Raw genomic sequence first — 25899 nt, forward strand, 5'->3', positions numbered from 1 at the left:
GCAGCCCCGAGCCGCCCAGCCACTCGGGCCCCACGGGGTGCACGAGCGGCGAGGTGCCACTGGACGACAGGCCATCGTCCTTCACGAGGTACGACTTCACGTCCTGCGTGCCCTCGCGGTCGCTCGCGTCCCAGACCCGGGCGCGCGCATGAAGGACGGTGGGCACGTTGTCCACGAGCCGGGGGGCGCGGAAGGTGTGCTGCCACGGGGGTCGGGTGAGCGTCACCTCCGCGTCGCCCAGGGACAGCCGCACGCGCGACACCCCCGTCGTCGATTGGACGAGGGCGGACAGGGTGAGCCGCGCGCCCTCGGTGATGGAGCCATAGGTGTAGTCGTTCTCGAGGGTGATCACGGGCGGCGGTGCCGAGGCCGGCACCAGCATCACCGGCACGCTCACCGTGGACTCGTTGCCCCGGCCATCCCGGGCCCGGGCCACCACCGTGCGCGGGGTGTCCTCGGTCACGGCGGGCGGAGTCCACGCCACGCGCCACGGAGGCGCCACGAGGGTCTTCAAGGGCACGCCGTCCACCGAGAAGCTCACGCGCTCCACGCCGCTCGTATCCCGCGCGTTCACGCCGAGGGAGGTGGGCACTCCGCCCGTCAGCCGCTCGCCCGAGGCGGGCGTATACCAGGCCAGCTCGGGGGGCGCGGTGTCCGGGGTCACCGTCAGCGTCACGCTGCCCGAGGTGCCGATCTGCCCGCGCTCGTCGATGGCCAGGGCGCTCAGCACGTGCTCGCCCGGTGTGTCCACGCGCAGCGAATGGGCGAGCGTGGTGGAGGCGGCGGACAGGCCCGAGGCGCGCTTGAATGGCACGCCATCCAACCGCAGCTCCACCACCGTCACGGTGTGGTTGTCCCGGGCCGACATCGCCACGGGCACCGCCGTGCCCTGCTCCACCTGGACGTGGGCGGTGGCGGGCTGGGTCAGGGTGACCGTGGGCGGCGTGTCGTCCACCACCTGCACCGTCACCTGGAACTCGCTGGCGTTGCCCGCCCGGTCCACCGCGCGCGCGCGCAGCGTGGAGATCTGGGCCCGCATGCTCGCGGGCCAGCGGTGCACCGCCCGCCCCTGCGGAGTCACGGCCTTCTCCACCCCATCCACCCACAGCAGGAGCTCGCGCAGGGCGCCGCCGTCATCCGCGGCCACCAGCCGCAGCGCCCAGTCCACCTCCGCGGCCAGCAGCGTGCCCGGGGACAGGGGCTGCGTGGCGTCCTCCAGCCGCAGGGACACGCTGGGAGGCACCACGTCCCGCGAGGAGAAGGCGCGCCGCGACGCCTCCGAGTCCCCGAGGGCATTGCCGTAGCGGTCCGCCACGCCCGCGGCCGTGAGGACGAAGTCCTTCGTCGAGGGCAGCGCCGCGGCCGGGGTGAAGGTGACACTCCGCTCGTCCGCGGCCACCGAGACCGTGCCGGGCTCGACGCCCGCCCCCCGCAGCAGCCGCACCGACGCGGCGGTGGCCGGATCGATGGGCTCGTCGAAGCGCAGGGTGAAGACGGTGTCGAGCGGCACCGGGCTCGTGCCGAGCAGGTCCAACGGCTCCCAGGCGACGACGCGGGGCGCGACGCTGTCCGCGCGCAGCACGGCGCGCGCCAGCGACACCGGCGGCGTGCCAGCCTGGGACACCTCGAGGTCCAACCATCCGCTCGGCCCCGGAGGCACCCGCAGCGTGAAGCGCGTGGGGGTGAGGTCGCTCACCGAGGTGCCCAGCCCGTCCAGCCGCGCCTGGAGGCCGAGGTGGAAGCCCGTGCCCTCCACCGCCACCGTGCCGCCCGTCAGGTCCACCCGTCCGGGTGGCGTCACGCGCGCGAGCGACAGCGGCGCCACGTAGACGAAGCCTCCGGGCACATCCACCGGCGTGCCTCCGGCGCCCGAGCGCACCCGCACCCGCACCGGGCCCGGCAGGGCCGAGGGCGGAGCGCGCACCTCGAGCGTGTCCGCCATCACCGGCCCCTGGACCGGGGCCGCCCGGGTGCCGAAGAAGACCTCGGTGCTCGCGTCGAAGCCCGCGCCGTGCAGCACCACCGGGAAGCCGCCCGCCACGCCGCCATGGCCGGGCGTCAACGCGTCCACCCGGAGCGCCGTCCCCCCCTCCGCCTGGGGCACCACCGACCAGGTCCAGGGCGCGCGCACCGTGCCGCCCACATACGGCGTGGGCGCGAAGGCGACGCGGGCGAGCACCGACGCGCCGGGTGTCAGCGGCGCCGTGGGTTGGAAGACCACGGCCGCGCCCTGATGCGTGAGCGTGCCCGCGAGCGGTCCCCCCGCGCCCACCAGCTCCAGTCCCGTGCCCTGGGAGACGGAGGGCGGCAGACGATCCGCGAGCGTCACCGACACGGCGGCGCCCCACGGCAGCGCACCGCCCGGCGCGGGCCCTTGCGCGAAGAGCGTGGGATAGGGCAGCTCGAAGGTGCGCAGCTCGTGCTCCCGGGCCGCCACCGCCACGCCCGCGCCCACCGCCAGCAGCGGCGCGTCACCGAGCGTGATGCTCCGGGTGCGCCGCGTCACGCCCTGGGTGGTGTCCAGCCACGCGAGCCCGTGCGCTCCCGAGGCCAGCGCCCACGGGCCCGCCAGCGTCACGGCCGCCGAGGCGCCCTGGCCTTCCCACGCGCCCAGGAGGAAGGGCCGCGCGGGCTCCACCGTCTCGAACAGGCGCACGCCGGCCGTCGAGGCCACCGCCACGCGCGTGCCCTCGGCGGAGAGGGCGGACAGGGGCCCGGGCAAGCCGGAGACCTGGCCCACGAGCGCGAGCGAGCCATCCGCCACGTCGCGCAGCTCCAACCGGCCCTTCCACGTGGCCGTGTCCTCCACCAGCACCGCGAGCACCGCACCCGCCATGGCCACGCCCCGCACCACGCCGGGCCCCACGCTCACCTGGGCCACCACGCGCGTCGCCCCGTCCACGCGGCCAAGCAGCACCACCTCGCCGCCGCCCGCCACCGTCACATAGGCCGTGCCCGGCCCCACCGCCACGCGGCTCGGCGCCGAGGACACGAGCGGGATGCGCTCGAGCAGCCGCGGCGAGCAGCCCACCGGCAGCCCCGCGCCACAGTCGTCCAGCGCGTAGCGCGCCACCTGTCCGCCGCCCGCGAGCCAGGCCTCGTCCCCCGCCACCGCCAGGCCGCTCGCCTTGGACACGCCCTCCACGTTGGCCAGCTCGGGCAGGTCTCCCGGACGCGTCAGGTCCATCGCCACCAGTCGCCCCGCCCGCGCCACCAACAGCACCCGGCCCGCCACCGCCAGGGCCTCGGCGCCGCCCGCGCTGCCCAGGGGCTTGAGCGTGTAGGTGAAGGCCCCGGGGGCGGTGGCCACCCGGGCGCCGCCCGCGGTGGGCGTCGCCACCGCCACGTCCACGACGCCCGTCACCTCGTCCGGCACCTCCACGGAGAGCGCCCCGTGCGCGTCCAGCAGCGGGTGCAGCGCCGGCCGGCCCCCGAAGGACACCTGGGTGGTGGCCGAGAAGCCCCGGCCCGTCAGCGTCACCCGCTCGCGGCTCTGGAAGGGCGCGTGGGCGGGGGACACCTTCGTCAACGCGGGCGGCACCAGGTAGCGGTACAGGCCCAGGCGCATCGCCTCCAGTCCGTTGGGGTTGCGCACGCGCACCGCCGCCGGCCCCGCCACGCCCGGGGGCACGGTGAAGCGCACCCGCGTGCCCTCCGCCGACACCGTCACGCCCGGGGCCAGCGCATCCCCCACCCACACCTGACAGCCCGGCAGGAAGCCCGCGCCGGAGAGCACCGCCGCGTCCCCACCTTCCTCCAGGCCCGAGGCCGGCACCAGCGCGTGGAGTTCCGGCCGCTCGGGCACCGCGCTCGGGCCCGTGCGGAAGCGCACCGCCACCTCCGCCCCCAGCGCCCGGCCTCCAAGGTCCGCCAGCGTCGGCCCCACGCGCAGCACGTACGGAGTGTCCACGTCCAACGACGCCTGCGGCAGCAGCCACATCCGCGCGCCCTCGGGCTCGGCGCGCACCTGCCGCGCCACGCGCACCTCGGTGCCATCCCCCCGCTCCAGCCGCACCGCGCCCGCGGTGGCCATGTCCGGCAGCGCGCTGAGCGCCACCTCCGGCGCCACCCCCACCGGCACCGTCTCGCCCGCGCGCGGCAGGGTGCCCCGCAGCTCCAGGTGGTCCACCGCCACCGACACGAGCCCGCCGGTCAACGATGCGTCCCGCCCATTGCCCTGCGCGGCCGACAGGGGCATCTCCACCGCCTCGCCCAGCAGGTCCAGCAGCAGCGTGCCCGTCAGCAGGTAGCGTCCCGCGCGCGCCACGGCCTTGGCGTCGCCGGGCACCGCCGCCGTCTCCAGCCAGCGCGGCGTCTGGCCCACCGGCGCCACGAAGCGCTGCACCTTGCCCCCTCCCGCCGCCACCCACACCACGTCTCCCGCCACCAGCGCCTGCTCGGCGGAGACCCAGCCCTGCTGGAGCTCGTCACGCAGCACCAGCGTGCCCGCCGGCGCGGGCCGCGCGGGATCCGCCAGCTCCACCAGCGCCACCTGGCCGGCGCGTCCCAGCGACACGAAGGCCCGCGTGCCCTCCGCGGTGATGTGCCGCGCGGGCGCGGACAGCCCCAGCGAGGCGTCCGGCCCCAGCATCGCCAGGTCTCCGCGTCGCGCGTCCAGCACGTACAGCCGCGCGTCCGTGGGGCTCGCGTTGGAGACGAGCAGCAGGCCCCCGTGCAGCGCCAGCGCGCTCGCGCCTCCGGGCAGGGCGCGCTCGGCCACGAGCAGGGGCTGCTCCGTCTCGCCCGTGCGGAACACCTGCACGCCCACCGCGTCCGCCACGAAGATCAAGCTGTCCGCGACCACCACGTCCGCCGCCTCACCCCGCGAGAGCCGCTCCCACAGCTTCGTCGCGTTGGCCGGCTGGGTCACGTCCACCGCCACCACGCCCTTCGAGCCCGCCGCCAGGTACAGGGTGTTGCCCGCTCGCGCGATGCGGCGCACGCCGCCGCGCACGGGCACGTCCACCCGCTTCACCTCGCGCGCCACCGTGGGCTCGCCGATGTCCGCCACCATCAGGCCGCCCTCCTCCGAGCGGCGGCCGGCCTCGTGGGTGACGAGGTGGCCCTCGGCGTCCAGGCCGACGATGTCCGACTCGCCCCCGAGCGCCACATAGGCCACCGAGCCGTCCACCCGCACGTCGCGCACCGGCGGCGTGGTCAGCCGGGCCACCGCGCCCGTGCCATAGAGGAAGGCGCGCGTCTTGCGGGAGGACTGGGCGCCGAGCACCCCCTCCACGTCCACCAGGCCCTGCGCATGCGGCGGCGCCACCGCCACCGCGCGCTCCATGCGCGTCACGTCCACCTGGAAGGATGCCGTGCCGCCGAACTTCACCTCGAGCCCGGGCATGAAGCCCGTGCCCCGCAGCTCCACGGCCACCCCGCCCTGCTGCGGCGAGCGATCCGGCGCCAGCAGCGTGAGCCGCAGGGGCTCGCGGTAGAGAAAGCCCCCGAGCCGCACCGCGGACAGGCCGCTCGGGTCGCGCACCTCCACCGCCGCCGGACCCGACGTGGAGAGCGACGGCGGGACGACGAGCTCCAGCGCCTCTGGCTCCACGGAGAGCACCGTGGCCTCCTGTCCGGCCACCTTCACCGTCACGCCCGGACGGAAGCCCGCGCCGCGCACCCGCGTGACGGTGAAGCCGCCCACGAGGCCCGAGGAGGGCTCGAGCCGCTCCACCACCGGCTGGAGCGCGTCCTCGGGGGCCACCTGGAAGGCGAAGGACACGGGCCGCGCGAGGAGCCGGGTGTCGAAGGCGCGCACGCCCTCCACCTCCACCTCGATGCGCGCGCCGGGCGGGAGCGGCGCCGCCGGGGTGAACACGAGCGAGGAGCCCCGCGTGGCGAACACCACCTCGCGCGCACCCGCCACCGGCTCGGGGCCGCCGGGGCCCACCCGCATCACCTGGAAGGTGTCCGCCGTCACCGAGTCCGGCTGCACGGGCAGGCTCATGTCCACGCGCACGGAGGCGAAGGGCGAGGCGAGCGCTCCGTCCTCGGGCGCATGGCCCACCCCGAGCAGCTCCGAGGGCGGCAGGGTGACGAGCGTGGCGCCCTCCCCCGCCAGGGACACGAGCAGCGAGCCGCCCGACCAGGTGAGCCCCCGCGCCGGCGCGCCCAGCTCGGTGGAGTGCAGGACACGCGGCGCGGCTTCGTCGCTCACGTCGAACACGTACAGGCGCGAGCCCAGGGTGACGTAGGCGCGATCGCCCCGCACGGTGAGCCGGCTGCGCACCAGCTCCGCGTAGTCGCGCGGGGTGGCGTCCACCACGATGCCACCCAGGCGCTGGCCCTGGCGCGAGAAGATGGACAGGCGCAGGGCATCGCGCGCGCCCTCGCGCACGTTGGAGGTGAGCGCGTAGAAGCGCCCGGGCGTGGGCTCCAGGGCGAGCGCGTCCTCGGTGAGCGGCGTGGTGGCGACGAGCGGCAGCGAGGGCTGGGAGACGTCGAACGTCTGCACGTACCCGGCGCCCGCGTCCAGCTGCGTCACCGAGACGTGGGCGAGCCCGCCCTCCAGCCGCACCCCGGTGGCGAGGCCCGCGGTGACGGCCCGGCCCACGAGGAAGGGATGCGCGGGATCCTGCACGTCCACCGCCACCAGGCCGAACGCGTCCGTGGCCAGCAGCGCCAGCGCGCCCCGGGCCTCCACGCCCCGCACCGGGCCGTCCGTGCGCAAGCCGCCCAGGCGGATGGGGGACTCGGGCACGCGCAGGTTGAACAGCTCGAGCCCCTCATGGCCCAGGGTGGGCACGCCCGCGTACAGCAGCTCTCCCGCGAGCACCACCTCGGACGTCTCGCGAGGCGGGAAGCCCGGCAGCTTCACCGTGGTTCCGGTGGGCAGGTCATACGAGAAGAAGCCCACCGTCTCCGGCGCCTCGCCCGGGCGCACGAGCCGCACCGGCACCAGCCCCGCCCCCTCCGGCCGCGGCGTGGTGAAGCGCACCGAGGACAGGCTCACCACGTCCACGTCCACGCCGTCCCGGTCCCCGACGAGCACCCGGGTGCCCGGCGCCACGGGCGAGGCCGCGCCGAAGTCCACCGTCACCGCGGTGCCGCCCTCCACCGAGCCATGGTCCGGCGTGAGGACCGCATGCGCGCCCGCGAACGGAGACAGGTAGAGCAGACCGTGCGGCAGCACCGCCCACGGTCCGCCCGCGTCCTCCACGCGCACGTCCACCGGTCCCGCGCGGCTCGAGGCCGGCGCCGTGACACGCAGCTCCGAGTCCCCCACGGCCTGGAAGCTCGCCTCCGCGCCGCCCACGCGCACCCGGCCCACATGGCCCAGCCCCGCGCCCCGGAGCACCACCTGCTGGCCCCCCCCGAGCGACACGGCGGTCGGCCGCACCGTGTCCACCCTTGGCTGGAGGCTGCCCGTGGCGCCCGTGCGGAACGAGGTGCTCAGGGGACGGATCATCCCCCCGCCCCGTTGATCCGCCACGGTGGACTCGACGCGCAGCGCGTAGGTGGCGCCGGGCGCGAGGCCCGCCTCGGGGAGCCGGGCGCGCAGCGCGTAGGTGAGCGTGGCGGGCTCGGCCACCACGGACAGCGTCAGGGGCACCGCGCCCTCGGGCCCCGTCAGGGTCACGCTCGTGGCGTTGACGGTGGCGGGCGCCAGGGGGCGGTTGAAGCGCACCTCGAGCCAGGCCAGCCCCGGCGGCACGAGCGCGTCCCGCTCGGGTGAGGTGGACAGGGGCATGAGGAAGGGCACCGCCAGCTCGGTGAGCTCGGTGCGGCCCGCCACGAGCAGCCGGTCTCCCACCGGCATCACGTCCAGGGCGCGCTCGGTGTTGCCCCCGCTGATCCACTCGGGGTGACGGGGGTCCGCCACGTCCAGGATGTAGACCCCGCCCGAGGAGGCGGCCACGAAGAGCAGATCTCCCACGAGCCGCAGGCGCAGGGGCTGGCCGGGCGTGTTGGACAGCGTGTGATCGAAGGGCAGGCGCAGCAGCTCGCGCGGCGCCTGGGGCTCGTCGGCGCGCACGTCGAAGAAGAGCAGGCCGTACTCGGCCGCGGCGGCGATGGCCACGTCGCGCACCACCACCACGTCCGTGAGGCTGTAGGGATAGGGCCGCCGGGCGAGCCGCCGCGCCCCCACGCCCGCGCCGTCATACAGCTCCAGCGAGCCATGGGGGCCCGCCATGTTTTCGATGTCCGTGCCCTCGGCGGTGTAGTCGTGGCTCTTGCCCACGAACTTCGTGCGCGGGCCACTCTTGAGCGAGGCCCATGGCGGCGGAGGAAACGCCTGGTCCGTGCAGTGCATGAGCCCCTCGTGGTTGCCCATGGCCACGAGCAGCCGACCCCCCGCCACCGTGGCGCCATACGGCTCCTGGGCGATCGCGCCACTCCCCACGTGGCCCACGCGCACCGGATCCGCCGGGTCGCGGGTGTCGAAGAGCACCAGCTCACCGCCCTCGCCCGCCGCCGCGTAGGTCGGCGAGTTCACGCAGATCCGTTCATCTTCCTCGACGTTGCCCGCCAGGGAGTGGGTGAGCACCCAGGCGCCCGTGGGCGTGGGCAGCAGGCGCGTGGCGTACGAATCACCGTGCACACTGCCGATGCCGCCCCGGCCCCGCAGCGGCCACTGCTCCTGCGTGGTGCCGGACACGTCGATCACCGACAGGCCGCTGGCGCCGTTGGCCACCAGGAGCTGGGCGCCGCGCGCCGCCACGTCCATGGAGTCCGGCATCAGCTCCACCTCGGGCAGGGGCAGCCCCTTCTCCAGCAGCTCCGCCAGACGGCCCACGAGCTCGTCCACCCGGTGATCGGGCGGATCCACCACCGAGGCCCCGACCAGCTCGGGACGGCCCGCGCGGCTCACGTCATAGGCCACCATGCGGAAGGACTCGGGCACCGTGCCGCCCCCGGTGAGGGGACCGGTGTACGGCTGGGGGAAGCGGTTGCCCTCCATGGCCGCGCCCGCCGCGGCGAACGGCAACAGGGGCTGCTCGGCGTTGGAGGCCAGCGCCACCGGCGCGACGGAGGCGCCCACGCTCTTGCCGGAGAACGGCAGCCCGTAACCCAGGGGCGAGGGCGCGCTCGCGCGGGGCGACCCCTCCGCCGCCACCACCTCCACGTCCACGTCCCCGAAGGAGCCGGGCCCCGCCACCGCCGTCAGGGACGTGGTGGACTCCACCCGCACCTCGCGCGCGGGCAGGCCGCGCAGCAGCACGCGCGTGGAGCCCAGCGGGCTGGACCAGGACGGCAGGAAGCCCCGTCCGGTGAGGCGCACGCCGCTGCCCCCCCGGGGATCGAGGAAGCGCGGCGCCGCCGAGTCCACCCACAGGGGCGCCGCGTAGAAATAGCCGCCCGCGCGCCACGCGCTGACGCCCGAGGGGTGTGTCACCCGCACGTCCGCGAGGCCGGGCGCGCCGGGGGGCACCCGCACCGTCATCCGCTGGGAGGCGAGCGTGAGCATGGGCGCGGGCACGCCGCCGATGTGCACGAGGGTCCCCGGCACGAAGCCCGCGCCGAGCAACTCGCACGCCGTGCCGCCCGCGGACGGGCCCACGCGCGGCACCACCTGGGAGAGCACCGGCCGCTCTCCCGCGCTCGCCGCGGCCCGGAAGCGCACCTCGTGGGGCGCCACCAGGGCGTCTCCCAGCAGCGAGCGCAGCGACGTGTTCAGCGCCACCTTCAAGAGCGCCCCCGCGGGCAGCGGCGCCGAGGGGCGGAACACCAGCGTGCTCACGGGCAGCTCCGCCGTGCCCGCCTCCAGGGTGCCCGGCACGGGGACGCCCTCCGCCGTGAACGAGAACGCGCCCGGGGCCGAGGACGGCAGGAGCGCGGCGGACAGCGTCACCGTGACCGAGGGCAGCGACAGCGGCACCACCTCGCCCGGCGCCACGCTCGCGGAGACCACCGCCAGCTCCGCCGGCCGTCCGAAGTCCACGGACCAGCCCCGTACGCCGCGATCCCGCAGGCTCACCAGCCGCCCGCCCCAGGACAGCTCCACGAGCTTCGCCTCGCCGCCCTGGGCCCCCGTCACGTGGTAGAGCACCACCGGGTGGGCGGGATCCGTCAGGTCCACCACCGCCACGCCCGCGCTGCCCGCGGCCACATAAGCCAGGTCCCCCTGGAGCCGCACGTCCCACGCGAAGCCGCCCACCGGCACCGTGGCGAGCACCCGGGGCGCCATCAGGTCCGCCGCGTCCACCAGCACCAGGCCCGCGCTGCCCGCGGCCACCACCGCCACCTCGCCCTTCCACCGCGTCCGCTGCGCGTCGAGCAGCGGCACCGCCCCGCGCGCCACGGGGGCCGCCTCGGTGGACACCAGCCGCAGCTCGCCCTGGGACACGGCGAAGGTGGCGTCGCGCTGGCCCAGACCCAGCGCCGCCCGTTCCCCGGAGGCGGCCACGGTCTGCGCGGAGCCCGTCACGGACATGCCGCCCACGAGGAACGCCTCATGGGAGACGTCGAGGCTGCTCAAGCCCTGCTCTCCGGTGGCGGCCAGGAGCCGCTCGTCCCGCGTCTCCAGGCCGAACACGGGCGCCCGGGCCGCGCCCGTGCGGGCCACCACGGCGGGCCGGGCCAGGTCGCCCAGGTTCACCTCCAGCACCTCGCCTGGCGTCCAGCGCTGCGCCCGCGCGTCCCAGCCGCCCGTGCCCACGAAGAGCCGGTGGCCCCACGAGGGCGGATAGGCCAGGGACAGGGCGTCGGGAATCGCGAGGAAGGAGACGAACCGGTCATCCACGCCGTCGCGATCCTCGTCCACCAGGCCATCCGCCAGGTCCGGGGGAATGGGCGTGTCGCGCAGGGGGCCCTTGCGGTAGAGCCCGGACAGGTCCACCACCGACAGCCCATCGCGCTGGAGCACGAGCGCCGAGTCGCCCACCACCACCACGTCCACGGGCCGGTTCTTGAGCGCCACCGAGGCCCCGCCCGGCTGATCGAAGACGTAGCCCTTCGTCAGGGTGGCCCGCTGCCCGTCCGCCTGGAGAACCTGGATGTCCACCGGACCGCGCAGGCCCCGGGGCGTGTACACCTCGAGCCTGTCCAGGCCGAGCACCCGGGTGCGCAACGCCGGCACGCCGCCGAAGCGCACCTGGACGCTCCCCTCCGAGGAGAAGCCGGTGCCGGTGAGCAGGACCCGCGTGCCACCCGAGGCGGGACCCCGCGCCGGAGTGGCCGCGAGCAGGGAGAGCGGCTGGGTGAAGAGGAACGCGCCCAGGCGCCGCGCCACGCTCCCCGAGGGATTGAGGACCTCGAGCGTCGCGGCCCCCGCGACATTGGCGGGCGTGCGCGCCGTCAACCGCGTGCCATCCGGCGACACCCCCACCTCGGTGGCGAGCACCCCGCCCAGGCGCACGTTGGCGCCGGCCTCGAAGCCCGTGCCCGTCACGCTCACGAGCGTGCCCCCCGTGGCGGGGCCCTCGCGCGGCGTGAGGCCCACCACGGACACGGGCAGGGCGTGGGGCCCGCTGGCCGTGGAGAACTCCAACGTGAAGGGGCCCGCCATCCGCGCCTGGGTGTCGGCATCCGTCAGCGCCTCGGCCACCACGCGGTAGCGCGTCGCGGGGGCGAGCGGTTGCCCGGGCAGCAGCAGCACGGTGCGCCCGAGCACCTGGACTCCCGCCGACTCCACCACGCCGTTCACCGAGCCATCCTGGCGGATGAGTCGGACCGTCTCGGCCGAGGCCCCCGCCACCTCGCGGTTGAACTCCAGCCGCAGGGGCGTGGAGGTGGGCACGTCGGTGTCGCCATCCGCGGGTTGGCTGCCCACGCCCATGAGGAAGGGCATGCGCACCACGGCCAGTCCATCCGCGGGCGGCACCGGTCTGTTCGGATCCTCCGGCATGGGGCCCTCGGACACCGTGAGCCTCCCGGTTCCGGGTTCCCGCATCAGCGTGGCGGACACGGAGACGACGGCCACGTCCCGCTCCACCGCGACGCCCCCGAAGCGCGCGGCGGGAAGGAGATCCACCGCGTCCACCGCCCGGGGCCGGGAGGGATCCGCGCTCAGGGAGACCTCCAGCGTGCCCGAGCGCGAGCCGCCCTCGGCGCCCACCGCGCCTTCGGCGCCCACCGCGCCCACGTGGGGGCCCACCGCGACGACCTGGGGCGAGTTGCCAACGAGCGAGGTCATGCCCACGAGGGTGCGGGGCCACGTGGGCGGCGAGAGCGAGAGCGTGTGGATCCGCCCGCCCGAGAGCGCGAGCCCCCGCGGGCCCTGGAGCGCCACGGGGCCCAGGTCCCCCGCCTCGCCGATGACCTCGAGGCCGGGCGCGGCCAGGTCCAGCACCAGCGAGGACCCACCGGCGCTGGTGGCGACCCTGACGAGGGCATGGCGCCCGGAGACGGCCACGTCGAGCACGTCCACCGCGCGCACCTCGCCCCGCACGCGCATGCGCTGCACGGCGCGCACGAGCACCGGCCGCGAGGGCTCGGCCACGGAGAAGAGAGCGAGGCCCCCCGGGCCCGCGGCCACCAGCAGCAGATCATCCGCCAGGGCCACCGCGCGCGCCTGGCCCTCGAAGGGCACCGCCGTCACCACGCGTGGCGCCTGGAGCACCGCCCCGTCCACCACCAGCAGCGAGGGCCCGCCCTCCCCCACCACGTCCACGAAGGGCAACTCCTTGGCGTCCGCCACCACGTACGCCAGGGCGTCACGCACCGCGAGCGCGCGGGGCTGGTAGGGCGGCGAGAACGACACCCCTCCGCGCACCACGGCGTTCTCCGGCACCGTCGCGTCCACCACCGTCAGGGCCGCGTGCAGGCTGCGCTGGAGCAGCTCCTCGGGAGAGCGGGCGTTCTCGAGCACCCGGCCCTCGCTCAGCAACCACGCGAGGCCATTCTTCAGGACCACGGCCCGGGGCACGCCGCGCGGCAGCTTCTCGGCGGGGCGCACGGGGCCGTCGTGGTCCGGCAGGGGAACGTGGCGTCCGAGCACCCGCGACACGACGAGGTTCGAGTAGAGGAAGGCGTCCGGCTTCACCACGTACCGGCCGTCCGCGTTGTCCACCCGCACGTCCACCGTGCCAAAGCGCCCCGGCGGCGTGCGCGCGGAGAGGCGGCCCGGCGACAGCACCCGGACGTCGGTGGCGGGCACCCCGTCGAAGTGCACCGAGGCGCCCCGCTGGAAGCCCGAGCCGGACAGCTCCACGAGCTGGCCTCCGCCGACGCTGCCCGTGGCGGGCACCACCGCCCCCACGTCCAACACCTGGAGGTAGAGAAAGCCGCCCAGCAGCGAGCCCTCCAGCCCGTCCGGGTTGAGCACCGACACCACGCTCGCGCCCTCCAGGCCCGGCGGCGAGAGGGCCTCCAGGCCCCGCCCGTCCGCGTCCACCTTCACCTGGGTGGCCTCCTGGCCGGAGAAGAACACCTTGGCGCCCGGGGCGAAGTGCTGGCCCCACACCCGCACCCGCGTGCCGCCTTCCACCGGGCCTGCGGGCGGCCGCACATCCGCCACCCGGGGGGGTTCACCCGCGGCCGTGCGCGTGCGCAAGCGCGACACGAAGCGCTCGCCCAGCGCGAGTCCCCCCTCGGCGGAGACCGAGGGCAGTACGGTGACGAAGTACTCGGTGTGGGGCGCCAGGGGCGCTCGGGGCGTGAGGCGCACCTGGGTCTCGTCCACCGTCACGCTCGCCGACACCACCGGGCCGAGCACGGCGTCGCGCGAGCGCAGCACCACCGTCTGCTCCGTCACGGTGGCCGCGTCCAGCGGGCGCGAGAAGGTCAGCCGCACGGGCGCGTCGAGCGCCACCTGCTCGGCCCCCGCCACGGGCTCCATCCCCGTCACCGTCAGGCGCGGGAGCGTGAAGACGCCGAGCGCCGCGTCTCCCAGCAGCGCCACCGGCCGCCCCTGACTGAAGGCCACGTCCCGGGCCCCGGGCAGGTTCGCCCGGACGAAGGTGGAGGCCGTGCCGTCCTCCTTCACCCACGCGGCGGACAAGAGGCCCTTCACGGGCTTGGACTCCTGATCCGTGAGCGCGGTGGCCACCAGGGCCACGCCGCCGGAGACGGCCACGTCCGTCACGTCCCGGGCGAGCAGGTCGGCGCGGCGCGGCGCGTGCGAGAGCAGGGACAGCAGCCGGGGCCGCGAGGGCGTGGACAGGTCCACCACCGCGAGCGGCGCCTGGGCGCTGGAGCACCCCACGTAGGCGCGCGAGCCCACCACCTCCACGCGGGTGGCCTCGCCGGGCAGCGCCACGAAGCCCAGCTCGCGCAGGGTCGGGTCCCGCACGTCCAGCACGCGCAGGCCCCCCGACCCCGCGGCCACCAGCAACCACTTGTCCGCCAGGGCCACGCCCCGCGCCGACCCCACCATCGGCCGGGTGAAGGCGCGCTGGGGCGCGTCCGGATTGCCCAGCTCCACCACGGTGACACCCGCGCTCCCGTTGGCCACGAAGGCGAGCCGATCCCGGGCGACCACCTCGTGCACGTCGGAGCCCGGCAGCTCCACCGAGCCCCGGATGCGCGGAATCGCCAGGTTGGACAGGTCCACCACCTGGAGCAGCGAGGGCGTCGTCTGCTTGTTGTCCGGATTGAAGACGGGGCGGGTCGCCACCAGCGCCAGCCGTCCCAGCATCGTCGTGCTCACCGGCTCCCCGGGCAGCTTGACCGACCCGAGCCGCGCGAGGCCGTTGGCGTCCAACCGCCCCAGCGCGAGTCGTCCCCGGGGCCAGGGCGGCGGCAGCTCACCCACCCGCTCGACCGTCACCCCGTGGAGCACGAGCCCCTCGCCATCCCCCGAGAGGCCCCGCTGCCGCTGCGAGGAGGACTCCGGCACCAGCGCCAGCGCGGGCTCGGCGCGCAGGCCCAGCTCCACGGTGACGGGCTCGGAGCGGCCCGGGTTCTGCGAGGGGTCCACCGCCTCGGCGACGATCGTGCGCGGCTGGCCCGCGAAGCCCGAGGGCGGCAGCCACGTGCCGTCATACAGCGGGCGCTGCGAGGGGCCCGGGCGCGGCACGGTGGAGGGGGGACCCACCTGCGTCCCCTCCACCCGGAAGCTCACGCCCACCACGGCCGATTCATCGATCGCCGCGGCGCTCAGGAGCACGGGCTCCGCCTCGGTGACGACGTCTCCGGCGAGCGGCTGGGCGAGCTGGGTCTCGGGTGGCACGGTGTCGCGCACGGTGCCAATCACCACTGGGGCGGACTCCGTCTCCTGCCCCACCGCGTCCACCGCCACCGCCGTGAGCCGCAGCAGCCGGTTGCCCGTGCCCACCGGCGGGCTGTAGTGGGTGGCGAAGCGGTTCGGCGCCCCTGGAATGCCCGCGGGCTGGGTGGCCACGTGCACCTTGCGCCCGTCCACGAAGAAGGTCACCTGCCGCAAGGGCCCCTCCTCGTCCGTGGCCTCGGCCTCCAGGCGCAGCCGCTGGCCCTCGAAGATGGACTCGCCCGGCAGGGGCCTGGTGAGCGCGACGACGGGCGGCTGGTCCGGCACCACCTGGATGGAGGCGGGCAACGACCAGGCCTCGTGCCCGGCGAGATCCCGCGCCCGCGCCCGCAGGGTCAACACCGTGCCCACCTCTTCCTCGGTGGCGGTGTAGCGGACCTCGTGGGGCAGCAGGTAGCGCCGCGCCACCTCGCGCGAGGTGGCGGCGTCGGCGCCCAGGTGGAAGCCCACCTCGGTGATGGCCACGTCGTCACTGGCGCGCGCGCGCAGCAGCGCGGGACTGCCCACGACGATCCGCGCGGGCGCGGTCACCGCCACCGTGGGGGGCTCGTCCTCCACCACCTCCAGGCGGCGGGTGGCCACGGTGGTGTTGCCCGAGGGATCCCTCGCGGTGGCGGAGAACACCAGGGCCCGGCCACTGGCGCTCGCGGGCACGTGGTACGACAGCCGGAAGGGCGCCGCGGGCATGAGGGCGAGCGGCTGATCATCCAACTTCAGCTCCACGCTGGTGACGGCCACGTCGTCGCGCGCGTCCACCTCCAGCTCCAGCACCGAGCCTTCCAGGGCCTGCGCGCCCGCGACGGGACGCAGCCACGACACGGTGGGCGGCGCGGTGTCCTTCACCACCAGGGCGGAGACCTCGGGGGACACGGACTCGTGGCCCGCGGAGTCGCGGGCGCGGGCGGTTACGCGCAACGTGCGCCCGGCGGAGCCCGGAGGCAGGGGCACCCGGAAGGAATAGGGAGGGCTCGAGGCCACGAAGCGCTGCGGGCCCGACAGGCCCCCCTCCACGAGCACCTCGACGCTGCTCACCGCCACGTCGTCCTGGGCGGCCACCACCAGGGCGAAGTCGCGGCCCTCGGTGAGGTGCTGCTCCGGACGGGGCTGGGCCACGGCGACGGTGGGGGCTTGATCTCCCCGCAGCGGGAGCACCAGCACCTGGGAGCCCACCTCGTGGCCCCCCGAGTCCACCGCCACCGCGCGCAGCCGCAACTCGCCCGAGCGGTCGGGCACGGGCACCTGGAAGCTGAAGGGAGGCGCTTGCAGGGTGAGGGGCAGGGGCGTGCCATCCACCTCGAGCCGCACGTTGCCCACGGCCACGTCGTCCTCGGCCAGCACCACCACGGTGAGCCGGCTGCCGGCCACGGCGGGCGAGCCGTCCGCGGGCGAGAGGATGGACACCCCGGGCGGCTGGTCCGGGACGATGTCGATGGGTTGCAGGAGGATGTCGGCGGGCGCCGTCCAGTGGCCGCTGAGGTCCCGGGCGCGCGCGGCGATGAAGTAGGGCACGGGCAGCGGGGAGCCGAGCTGCGCGAGCGTGGGCACGGTGAAGGCGTAGCGCACCACGGGCGCGTACACGTCGAAGGGAGAGTCCGGGACGGCGTTGGTGGGCGGGAAGCCCGCGGCCACGTGCACCACCCGCAGCGCGCTGGCGCTCGGGCCGGCCAGCAGCTCCACGCGATCCACGAGCACGTTGTCGTGCGCCGCCACCTCGATGAGCACCGAGGTGCCCTCCACCACGTTGCGGCCCGGCGTGGGCCGCAGCAGGTCCGCCAGCGGCGGCGTCACGTCCGCCTCGATGCGCAGCGGCTGCTCGAGCACCGTGCGATGGCCCTCCTGGTCGATGGCGACGGCGCGCAGGTGCAGGGCCTCGTCGGTCTGGCCCGGCCGCAGGGAGACGAAGCCCGGAGGCAGCTCCACCCGGCCACGGAAGTGCTTCACCCGCTGGAGGTCCGCGACGTCGGCGGGCAGCGACTCGAAGGCGCGCCGGAGCGCGGGATCCGTGATGACGACGTGGCCGGCGCCGTCGTCGGTCCAGGGGATGTCCAGTCCCCGCGAGAGGCTCAACGCGGGCTGGCCGTTGAGGAACAGCTCCACCCGGGCGATGCCGGTGTCGTCCACGGCCACGGCGTCGAAGAGCAGCTGGATGCTGCCCTCGGCGAGCGTGGCGCCGGGCGTGGGCGCGGCCAGGGCCAGCGCGGGGGCACGGGGCCGGCGCGACTCGATGATCAACCGCCCCTGTTTCGTCTGGCCCGCGGTGTCGGTGACGGACACGAGCAGGACATAGGGGGCGCCGTCCCGGCCCACGGGCGGGGTGAACGTCACCTGCTGGGTGAGCCGTCGCGGGGCGCCGGTGAAGGCCGCCTCCTTGATCACCTGGTCGCCGAACAGCACGCGCAGGGAGGCCAGGCCCGCGTCGTCCTCGAGCAGCAGGTCCAGCGTGGCGGCGGCCCCCTGCAGCATGAGGACGTAGCCGCTGTCGAGCTCGGCGCGGGTGAACTGCTCCACCGGGGACGAGAGCGCCTGGAAGGCCACCGTCGGCGCCCCATCCGGCTTCACGTTCACGTAGGTGATCGCGGACGCGGTGGCGTTGCCCGCCCCGTCACGCGCCACCACCGACAGCTCCGCGGGCTGCCCCGAGGCCCGCGGCGGCAGCGAGAGCGAGAAGGCATGGGAGACGGCCGCGCCCGTGGCCCCCACGCGCACCGCCTGACGCGACACCCCATCCACCCACAGCTCGAGCTGCTCCAGGCGCGCGTTGTCCTCGGCCTCGGCGCGCACCTCGAAGACGGTGTCCTCCACCACCACCGCGCCACTGCCGGGCGAGCGGATGGACACGCGGGGCGGCTCGGTGTCCGCGCGCGTGGCGAACACCGTGGAGGCGACGCCCACCCGGCCGCCCGTGTCCTCGGCGAGCACCGTCAGCCGCGCGTCGCGCGGGGCCATCCCGGCGGGCACCCACACCGTCTCCTCCACCCGCCGTGCCTCACCGGGACGGGTGACGGGCGAGGGCGACCAGCGCTGCAAGGCCACGCGCTCCCCGGCGGCCTCGGCGCGCAGTTGCAACCGGGGCGAGCCCCAGCCCCGCAGGCCCAGCCGCGTCACCGCCAGCGCCCGGGCCTCCTCGGACACCTGGGTCAGTTGGATGTCCACCTCCTCCAACTCGATGTCCTGGGCGGGAAAGAGCAGCGCCGTGGCGTACGTGGGCGCGGCGAGCGGGCGCCGGGCGGTGCCCTCGGGATAGGCCTGACGAAAGGCCTGGAGGGCGGCGCTGTCCTCGCGGCCCGCCTTCACCGTGTAGCGCCAGCGCACCTGCGCCTGGGCGCCCTCCCCTTCCGGCGAGGGCTCCACGCTCAGCAGCAACCGCCCCTCCGTGCTCCCCTCGCCGCCCTGCCCTTCCGCGGCGGGCGTCACCCGGAGCCGCCCCTCGCGGGCCTCCACGGAGAAGCCCGTGCCCCCGCCCAGCACCAGGGTCGCGCGCGGCACGCCCAGGCCCGTGTGGGCCGCCGGCGCCTCGAGCTCGAGGTCCGCGAGGCCCGGCACCGCCACCGCCGAGGTGGACAGCACCCGCAGGCCCCGCCGGACGCCCACGTCGTCCTTCACCTCCACCTGCACGGGCTCGGTGCGCTCCTCGGTGAGGACGCTCCCCGCCCCGGGCCCCACCCACCGCACCTGGGGCGGCGTGTCCGGGCTCAACCGACAGGTGCGCCGCACCACGCTCACGTGCTGGGCCCCATCCGTCACCCGCGCGAGGAAGGTCACGTCGCGTCGGTCCTCCGCGCCGAGCGCGGGCAGGACGAAGGAGACCTCCTCGCTCCAGCGCGTGGGCGCGCCGCGCGGAGGCTTCACCAGGGGCACCGGCACGCCCTCGAAGCTGAGCGCCACCTCGTGGATCGCCACGTCGTCCGAGGCCTCCACCTGGAGCTTCACCCGCGCGCCGGCCACGCACGTGAGCTCGTCCGGCACGTCCACCAGGGCCAGCGTCACCCGGGGCGGGAGCAGGTCACGCACCTCGAGGATCTCCACCGACAGGCTCGGGGTGGTGGTGGTGTTGCCCGCGGCGTCCTGGGCGCGGACCGCGAGCGTGTGGAGCCCCGGCGCGAGCGCCCCCAAGCCCACCGTGCCGGCGAAGGTGCCCAGGTAGCGGCGGCTGACGAGGAACTCCCCGGGCAGCGAGGGGTGAGGCTGGCGCACCTCCTCGAAGCGCTCGGATTGAGGGCCGAGCGGCTCGCGGCCCTCCACCGCCGCGACCTCCTGACCATCCACCACCGCCGCGACGCGCACCACCCGCACGTCGTCCTGGGTGTCCACGCGCAGCGAGAGCGCCCCGCCCTGGTTCACCTGGAGCCGACCCGTGGAGGGCGGCAGGGGTGAGGTCAAGACCACGGTGGGCGCCTCGGTGTCGCGCGCCACCTGGAGCATCACCTGGGCCAGACCCGTCTGGCGGGCGGTGTCACGCGCCTCCACGCCCACGGTGGGGGGCTCGCCCCGGCTGATGGACGGCGCGCGGACGGTGAGCGCGAGCGGCTTGGACACGTCCACGAGCGGCCCCGTCTCGGGCAGCGGGCCCTGGCGCTTGCCACCGGAGAGGCCCACGAGCCCGACGACGCCGTCGTCCTCCGCCACCGTCACCACCAGGCGGACGTCCTCGCCTTCCTTGTAGGCGCTGTGGGGCGCGGGCGAGGTGAGGGAGACGGCGGGGGGCTCGTCACGGCGGGCGCGCACCTCCAGCGCGCGCGAGCGCGTGAGGCCCGAGGTGTCCGTGGCCACCGCCTGGAGCGACAGCGTGCGTCCGGCGGCCTCCAGGGCGATGGGCACCCGCCAACTGAAGAGCCGGTAGAGGCCCTCGGCCACGCCCCCGCTCCGGGTGCCGAGGGAGCGACCCTCCAAGGACAGTTGCACCTCGCGCACGCCCACGTCGTCCGTGGCGGCGACCTCCACCACGAGCTCCCGGCCCGCGAAGGCGAAGGCCCCCTCGGCGGGCGCGCGGAAGGCGACCAGGGGCGGCTCGGTGTCCTCGTTCACCTGGACGGTGCGCTCCACCGCGCTGGACTGCCCGCCCGAGTCCGACGCCACGGCGCGCAGGACGAGGGTGCGCGCGGCCCCCGCGAGCGGCAGGGCGCAGCGGTAGGGCGGCAGGACGGCGCGGCACGCGGACTTCCCGTCGGCGAAGAACTCCACGGCCGCCACGGCCACGTCGTCCTCGGCCTCGGCGCTCATCTCCAGCACGGTGCCGAGGGTGGCGCGCGCCGGGACCCCGGGCGTCACGAAGCGCACGGTGGGGGCGGTGTCGGGCAGCACCTTGACGAGCACCTCGGGCGAGGTCCCCACGTTGCCGGAGGCGTCCTGGGCCCGCGCGCCCAGGCGCACCTGCTGGCGCCCGCGCAACTGGGCGGAGCGCAGCAGCGTGTGGGTGAGGAAGGAGCCCGGCAGCGCGCCGTTGGGCCCGGGGGCGGTGTCGGTGAACAGCAGCTCGCCGTCGAGCAGGACCTCCACGCGCGTGACCGGCGCATCGTCCTGCCCGGCCACCGTCACCACGAGATCCTGCGTCTCGGGCGCCTCGGTGAGGGGGCGTGGCACGACGAGCGACACGGAGGGGCGCGAGGTGTCGGAGACGACGAAGACCTCGCCTTGGGCCTGGGCCTCGTTGCCCGCGGAGTCCCGCGCGGTGGCGCGCACCTGGAAGGTCCGGCCCGCGGCCGAGACGGGCACCGTCCAGGCGACGCGGTAGGGGGGCGCGTTCGAGGCACCCACGGGCACCCCGTCGATGCGCCACGTCACCTCCACGGGCCCCGCGCTGTCGTCCACCACCGAGGCGGTGAGCCCCGGCGACGTCCCCGCGAGCACCTGTCCCCCGGGCACCGGGGTCAGCAGGGCCACCTGGGGCGGAGCGTCCGCGACGACGCTCGCCTCCAGCGAGGCGCGCGTCTCGTTGCCCGCCGCGTCCCGGGCCACCAGTTGCAAGCGCACGAGGCGGCCCACGCTCGCGGCGGGTGGAACCCACTCGAGCGAGAAGGCCGAGGAGCCCGCGCGGGAGCCCGCGAGGCCCGCGCCCACCAGCCGGGTCCGGCTCGCCTGGGCGCCATCCGCCAGCAAGGACAACTCCACGCCGAGCGTGATGGCGTCGTCCTCGACGAGGCCCTCCAGCCGCACGGGACGGCCCACCGTGGCGTGGACACGGGGCCCCGAGGGCTTGCGGACGGAGACGAGCGGCGGCCCATCCCGCGCCACCCGGGCCAGCACGGTGGGGCCCCGCGCCGTGGCGCCGCGGGCATCCACGACCTCGGCGTAGAGCGGCACGACGGTGCCCGCGGTCCCCACGCGCGGCACGAAGCTCACCTCCCAGACGGGCACGGCGATGAACTCCTTCGGCGCGGGGGGCGGCGGCTGGAACTCGCGCAGCTCCACGCGCGCCGCCCGGCTGGTGCCCAGGAGAACCCCATCCGCGTAGAAGCTCACGAGCTGGAAGTCCTGGGGGGAGAGCAGCCCCTGCGTCCAGTCCCCGCTGGTGACGCTCACCGTCTGGGGCAGGCCCTCGAGCATCAGGGCGCCGGGCAGGGGCAGCTCGGGGACGACGGGCGTGGTGCTGGGCACCTGCCCCGGCAGGACCTTCACGGTGACGTCCGCCGCCCGGGTGCGGTTGCCCCGCGAGTCCACGGCCACCGCGCCGAGCACCATCGCCGCTCCGGCCACTGGCGGCGCATGCAGCTTGAGCACGAAGGGCGGCGCGGTCAGCCGCGAGGCGGCCACGCCGTTGACCAGGAACTCCACGTGGGCCAGGGCCACGTCGTCCTCGGCGCGGGCGCGCAGCTCGAAGGAGGAGCCGGCCCGCACCGTGCCGGGCGCGGTGAGGACGATCTCCGGAGGCCCGTCCCGCACCTCCACCAGGCGCTGGGCCGAGTAGCCCGCGTGATGGGCCTCCACCCGGGCGGTTCCGGGACGCAGGCCCACGGCGCGGCCGTCCGCGGCCACGGTGAGCACACCCGGATCCAGGCTGGTCCACGTGGTGCCCAGGGCGCGCGAGGACAGGTCCACCCGCCGGCCATCGCTGAGCACCCCCTCGAGCCCCAGCCGCAGCACGTCCCCCACGCGGGGGATGACCGCGGAGACGGGCAACACCTCCCACTGAACCACCTCCACGTTGGAGTCCACGAGCACGTGGGCGGTGGTGGTGAGCCCGGCGTAGACGACCTCGATGTCCGTCTCGCCGTTGGCGCGCGCCACCACCTGTCCGTCCTCGGTGACCGAGGCCACGCCCTCATCCAGCGAGCGGTAGCGCACGCCGCGGTGGGGCCCGGACAGGTCCACCTCGCCCGCGAGGACGAACGCGCCCGTCACCTGCAGGGGCACGCGCTGGCCGAAGCCCTCGGAGAGCAACAGGGGCGAGGGCTGCACGGACACGCCCACCACGGGATCGAACGTCGTGGACTGGGTGAACTCCACGGCAGAGGCGTGCACCGTGCGGCCAAAGGCGTCCTCGAGCGACACGTCGGCGATCACCACGCCGTCATGCGGGAGGGGCTCGGCGGGAAGCGGGACGGAGAAGAAGACACGGCCCGGGGTGGCGGAGGACGGACGCGCCGTGAGGCGGTGCACCTGGACGAAGGCCACGGGTCCCACGTCCTCCAGGCTGCCGTGGACGCGGCGCAGCGCCTCGGCGGAGGCGCCCACCACGGAGGCGCGCGCGGCCACCACGGCGCCCTCGTAGGCCAGCTCCAGGGTGAGCACCTGGCGCGAGGGCTCGGCGCGCACGCGCACCGGTACACCCCCGAAGCGCGGCGGCGGGGCCGAGGCCTCGAAGCGCGTGGTGAGTGCCTCGCCCTCCCCTTCCCCCACCGGCCGGGCCACCACCTCCAGCACCCCGTCCTCCGGGAAGGGTTGGGAGAGCGGCACGAGCACGTGGAAGGACAAGGCCCCCGCGTGGTCGCGATCCACGACCACGTCCGTCAGCGCGGCGAAGGCGCCCCGCGAGGCGGACAGCCCACGCACGGACATCAACACCTGCTCCGTGGGGCCCCGCACCTCGACCCCCACCTCCACGGCCTGGAGTCCCGGCGCGAGCGGCACCACGGGGAAGGTGGACGTCACCGTCGCGGACCAGGCCGTGAGGGGCAGCACGAGGGCCAGCAGGACCCCCCACCCCGCGCCCCGAGCCCTGAGCGTGCGGCTCATTGGATCCTCCAGGCGGCCGTGCCCCCACAAGACGCGGAGCCGAAGCAGCCGGCGCGGACCCGGTACTCGCCACCGCCTTCCGGGGGAACGGTGTAGGTGAGATTGCCTCCACTGCCCGGGCTGCTGCAGGTGTAGCTCGAGGACACCTCGGACCCCGAGGGTCCCTCCAGGCGGAGCACGGCGCCGCCCCAATCCCTCGCGCCTGGAACACCACAGGTGCCCAGGACCAGGTGTTGCCCGGCGAAGAGACGGAGGGTCCAGTTCACGGTGTTCCTGGAGGCGCTGTTGGTATCGCTCGCGCTGTAGTCCCGGCTGCCATGGGCCGAGGACTTGCTCCAGGCGACGGTGCCGCCACAGGACTCCTCGCCGTGGCAGCCCGCGCGCACCTCGTAGTCGCCCGTCTCGGTGGCGAAGAACTCGACCTGGGAGCCACGGCTGTCGCAGGCATCGTCATTGAACGCGAGCTCCGTGCCGGAGGGGGACATCAGCCGCAGGCTGGTGTCGCCGTGGGCGGAGGCGAGCGGCACGCCACAGGTGCCGAGCAGGACCCGGTCTCCCGCCGTGAAGCGCACCGTGTAATTGAAGGTGTCGTGTCGCGCCGAGCCAGTGCCGGTGGCGGTGAAGTCCTGGGCCTCCGGCGAGGGGGTCGCCTCCGGGGGCGGACACAGGCGGGGGTTGGACTCGGCCTGGCAGTAGGCCTCGAGGGCCGGGCGCACGTAGGTGACGTCCTGGCCCCGGCACCCCACGGGCCCGGTACACACGCGCTCCGTCCAGCAGTCACGTCCCGGGGCGAGGACATGGTCCAGCTCGCCACGCGCCAGGACCCCCGCGAGCCCGTGGCCCCGCAGCTCGTAGACCCCCGCCCCCGCGCTGCCCACGGCCATGTCCGCGTCGACGACGAAATAGTCCCGGACCTCCGCGCGCGCCGAGAGCACCGTGCCGCTCGCGTCGAGGGTGAGCGCGGTGCCACCACTGGTGCCGATGACCGCCACCGGCTCGCGTGCCGCCATGGGGCGCGCGCCCGCGCGCAGGGGGGCGGAGGCGAAGCGCGGGGTGGCGGGACGATCCAACCGGAGGATGGCGTAGTCCAGGTCACGCCCGGCCACCTGTCCCCGGGCGCGCACGACGACGTCCTGGCATTGGAAGACATCCTCGTGCGTGCGGGGCGCGAGGCCGTAATAATCGGCCCGGTAGAACGTGAAGACGAGGCGGGTCTGGGCACAGGCCTCGGCGGTGGGCACGCAGTGGCCGGCCGTCAGCACCAGCGCGTCATCGATCAAGGTTCCGGAGCAGAATGCCGGGGCGAGGTCGCGGGTGGTGCTGTAGGGCGGATCGCACAGCCGATGAACGTCCCACACGCTCCGCGCGAGGAACTGGATGTTCTCGGGATCGCGGGCATCGAGCGCGTTCGCGTGGACCAGCGCCACGCTGGAGCGCATGGCCCGCTCGCGCAGGGTGTTGTCGGCGACCTGGAACACGTCCTGGCGGCCCGATACGCCGTGAATGATGGCGTCACGCACCTGGGCCGTCTTCCCGGGCGGCGGATCCTCCCTGGAGGAGGGCGTGTCGCGACATCCGCCCCCGAGCAGGACGAGCGCAACGCCGAGCCATGTGACCCAGGACCGCATCCCGCCCTCCCCTCTGTCGTTGACGGTTCGTGACTGTCCGCCGCCCCCAGGGCTTCACGGAAAGTGAAGCCAACCTTACGCACAGGAGGTTCTGGGTGGCAATCAGGGCGTCGGTGTCAGCTCGACCTGGACCTCCGCCGTGCTCCGCAGCCGCGCGCGCAGGGCATCGAAGACCCCGCGCTGACGCGTGGGCGCCAGCCGGCCCTCCACTTCCGAGCGGACCTCCTCGAAGGGCGGTGTCCGACCTGGCAGCCGCTCCACGAGCTGGAGCACCGCGAAGCCGTCCTCGAGCTCCACGACGGGCGACACCTCGCCCGGCCGGGTGAGCGCGAACGCGGCCCGCTCCAGCCGGGGGTCCCGCCCCGCGCCCCGGACGAGCAGTCCCAGCTCCCCCTGGCGCGCCCGCTCCGGCCCCTCTCCTTCCGAGGACACGCGTGCCATGGGCTCACCCGCGCGCAGGCGCCGCGCGAACTGCTCCGCCCGGACGCGCGCCCGGGCCTGCTCCGCCGAGCCCCGCCCCGGCCCCACCGCGGCCAACACCCGTGTGACGCGAAGCCGCTCGGGCTGTCGGAAGCTGTCCTTGTTCGCCTCGTGATAGGCGCGCAGCTCCGCCTCGCTCGGGGGCCCCAGGTTCCGCTCCTCCTGCGCGAGCAGGGCCTGGACCACGAGCCGCTCCTCCAACTCCCGCACCTGCCGGACGATCTCCGGCTGTTCGGCCAGGCCCCGCCGCCGGGCCTCCAGCACCATCAGCCGCTTGTCCACCAGGGCCCCCACGAACTCGCGCCGTCCCGCCTCGCTCTCGAACTGCTCGCGCAAGGACGGGGGCAAGCGCTGAGACTCGCGCCGCAACTCCTCGAGCGAGAGGCTTCCTCCCACGAAGCGCGCCACCTGGGGGCCGTCGGCGGACGAAGGAGGGGGGGCCACGGGCGGGGTCGTCCCCGCTCCACAGCCACTTCCCAGGACAAGCAGGACAAGTCCCCTCGATAC

General features: G+C 75.5%; 3 protein-coding genes (1 of these 3 only partly in view). All 3 read right to left on the minus strand.

Features of this window, described 5'->3' with window-relative positions; genetic code table 11:
* On the minus strand, window positions 1-23284 hold the 5' portion of the coding sequence (locus I3V78_RS25210) for an Ig-like domain-containing protein (RefSeq protein ID WP_204490990.1). 6821 nt of this gene lie to the left of the window's left edge; 23284 of the gene's 30105 nt are visible here — the first part of the coding sequence; the start codon lies at window positions 23282-23284; its stop codon lies beyond the left edge, outside the window.
* A complete protein-coding gene (locus I3V78_RS25215; RefSeq protein ID WP_204490991.1) occupies window positions 23281-24912 on the minus strand; it encodes a trypsin-like serine peptidase in 1632 nt (543 codons plus the stop codon). Before I3V78_RS25215 ends, I3V78_RS25210 begins: the two co-directional genes overlap by 4 nt.
* 102 nt (window positions 24913-25014) lie before the next feature.
* Entirely contained in the window at window positions 25015-25836 is an 822-nt protein-coding gene (locus I3V78_RS25220) for a peptidyl-prolyl cis-trans isomerase (protein ID WP_204490992.1), read from the minus strand.
* Window positions 25837-25899: the final 63 nt, after the last annotated feature.

It is taken from the genome of Archangium primigenium, from assembly GCF_016904885.1.
In the GTDB taxonomy this organism is placed as follows: domain Bacteria; phylum Myxococcota; class Myxococcia; order Myxococcales; family Myxococcaceae; genus Cystobacter; species Cystobacter primigenius.

What these genes read in the sequence shown, in the direction of transcription:
- I3V78_RS25215 (WP_204490991.1), bottom strand. Translation starts at nt 24,912, where the DNA reads ATGCGGTCCTGGGTCACATGGCTCGGCGTTGCGCTCGTCCTGCTCGGG.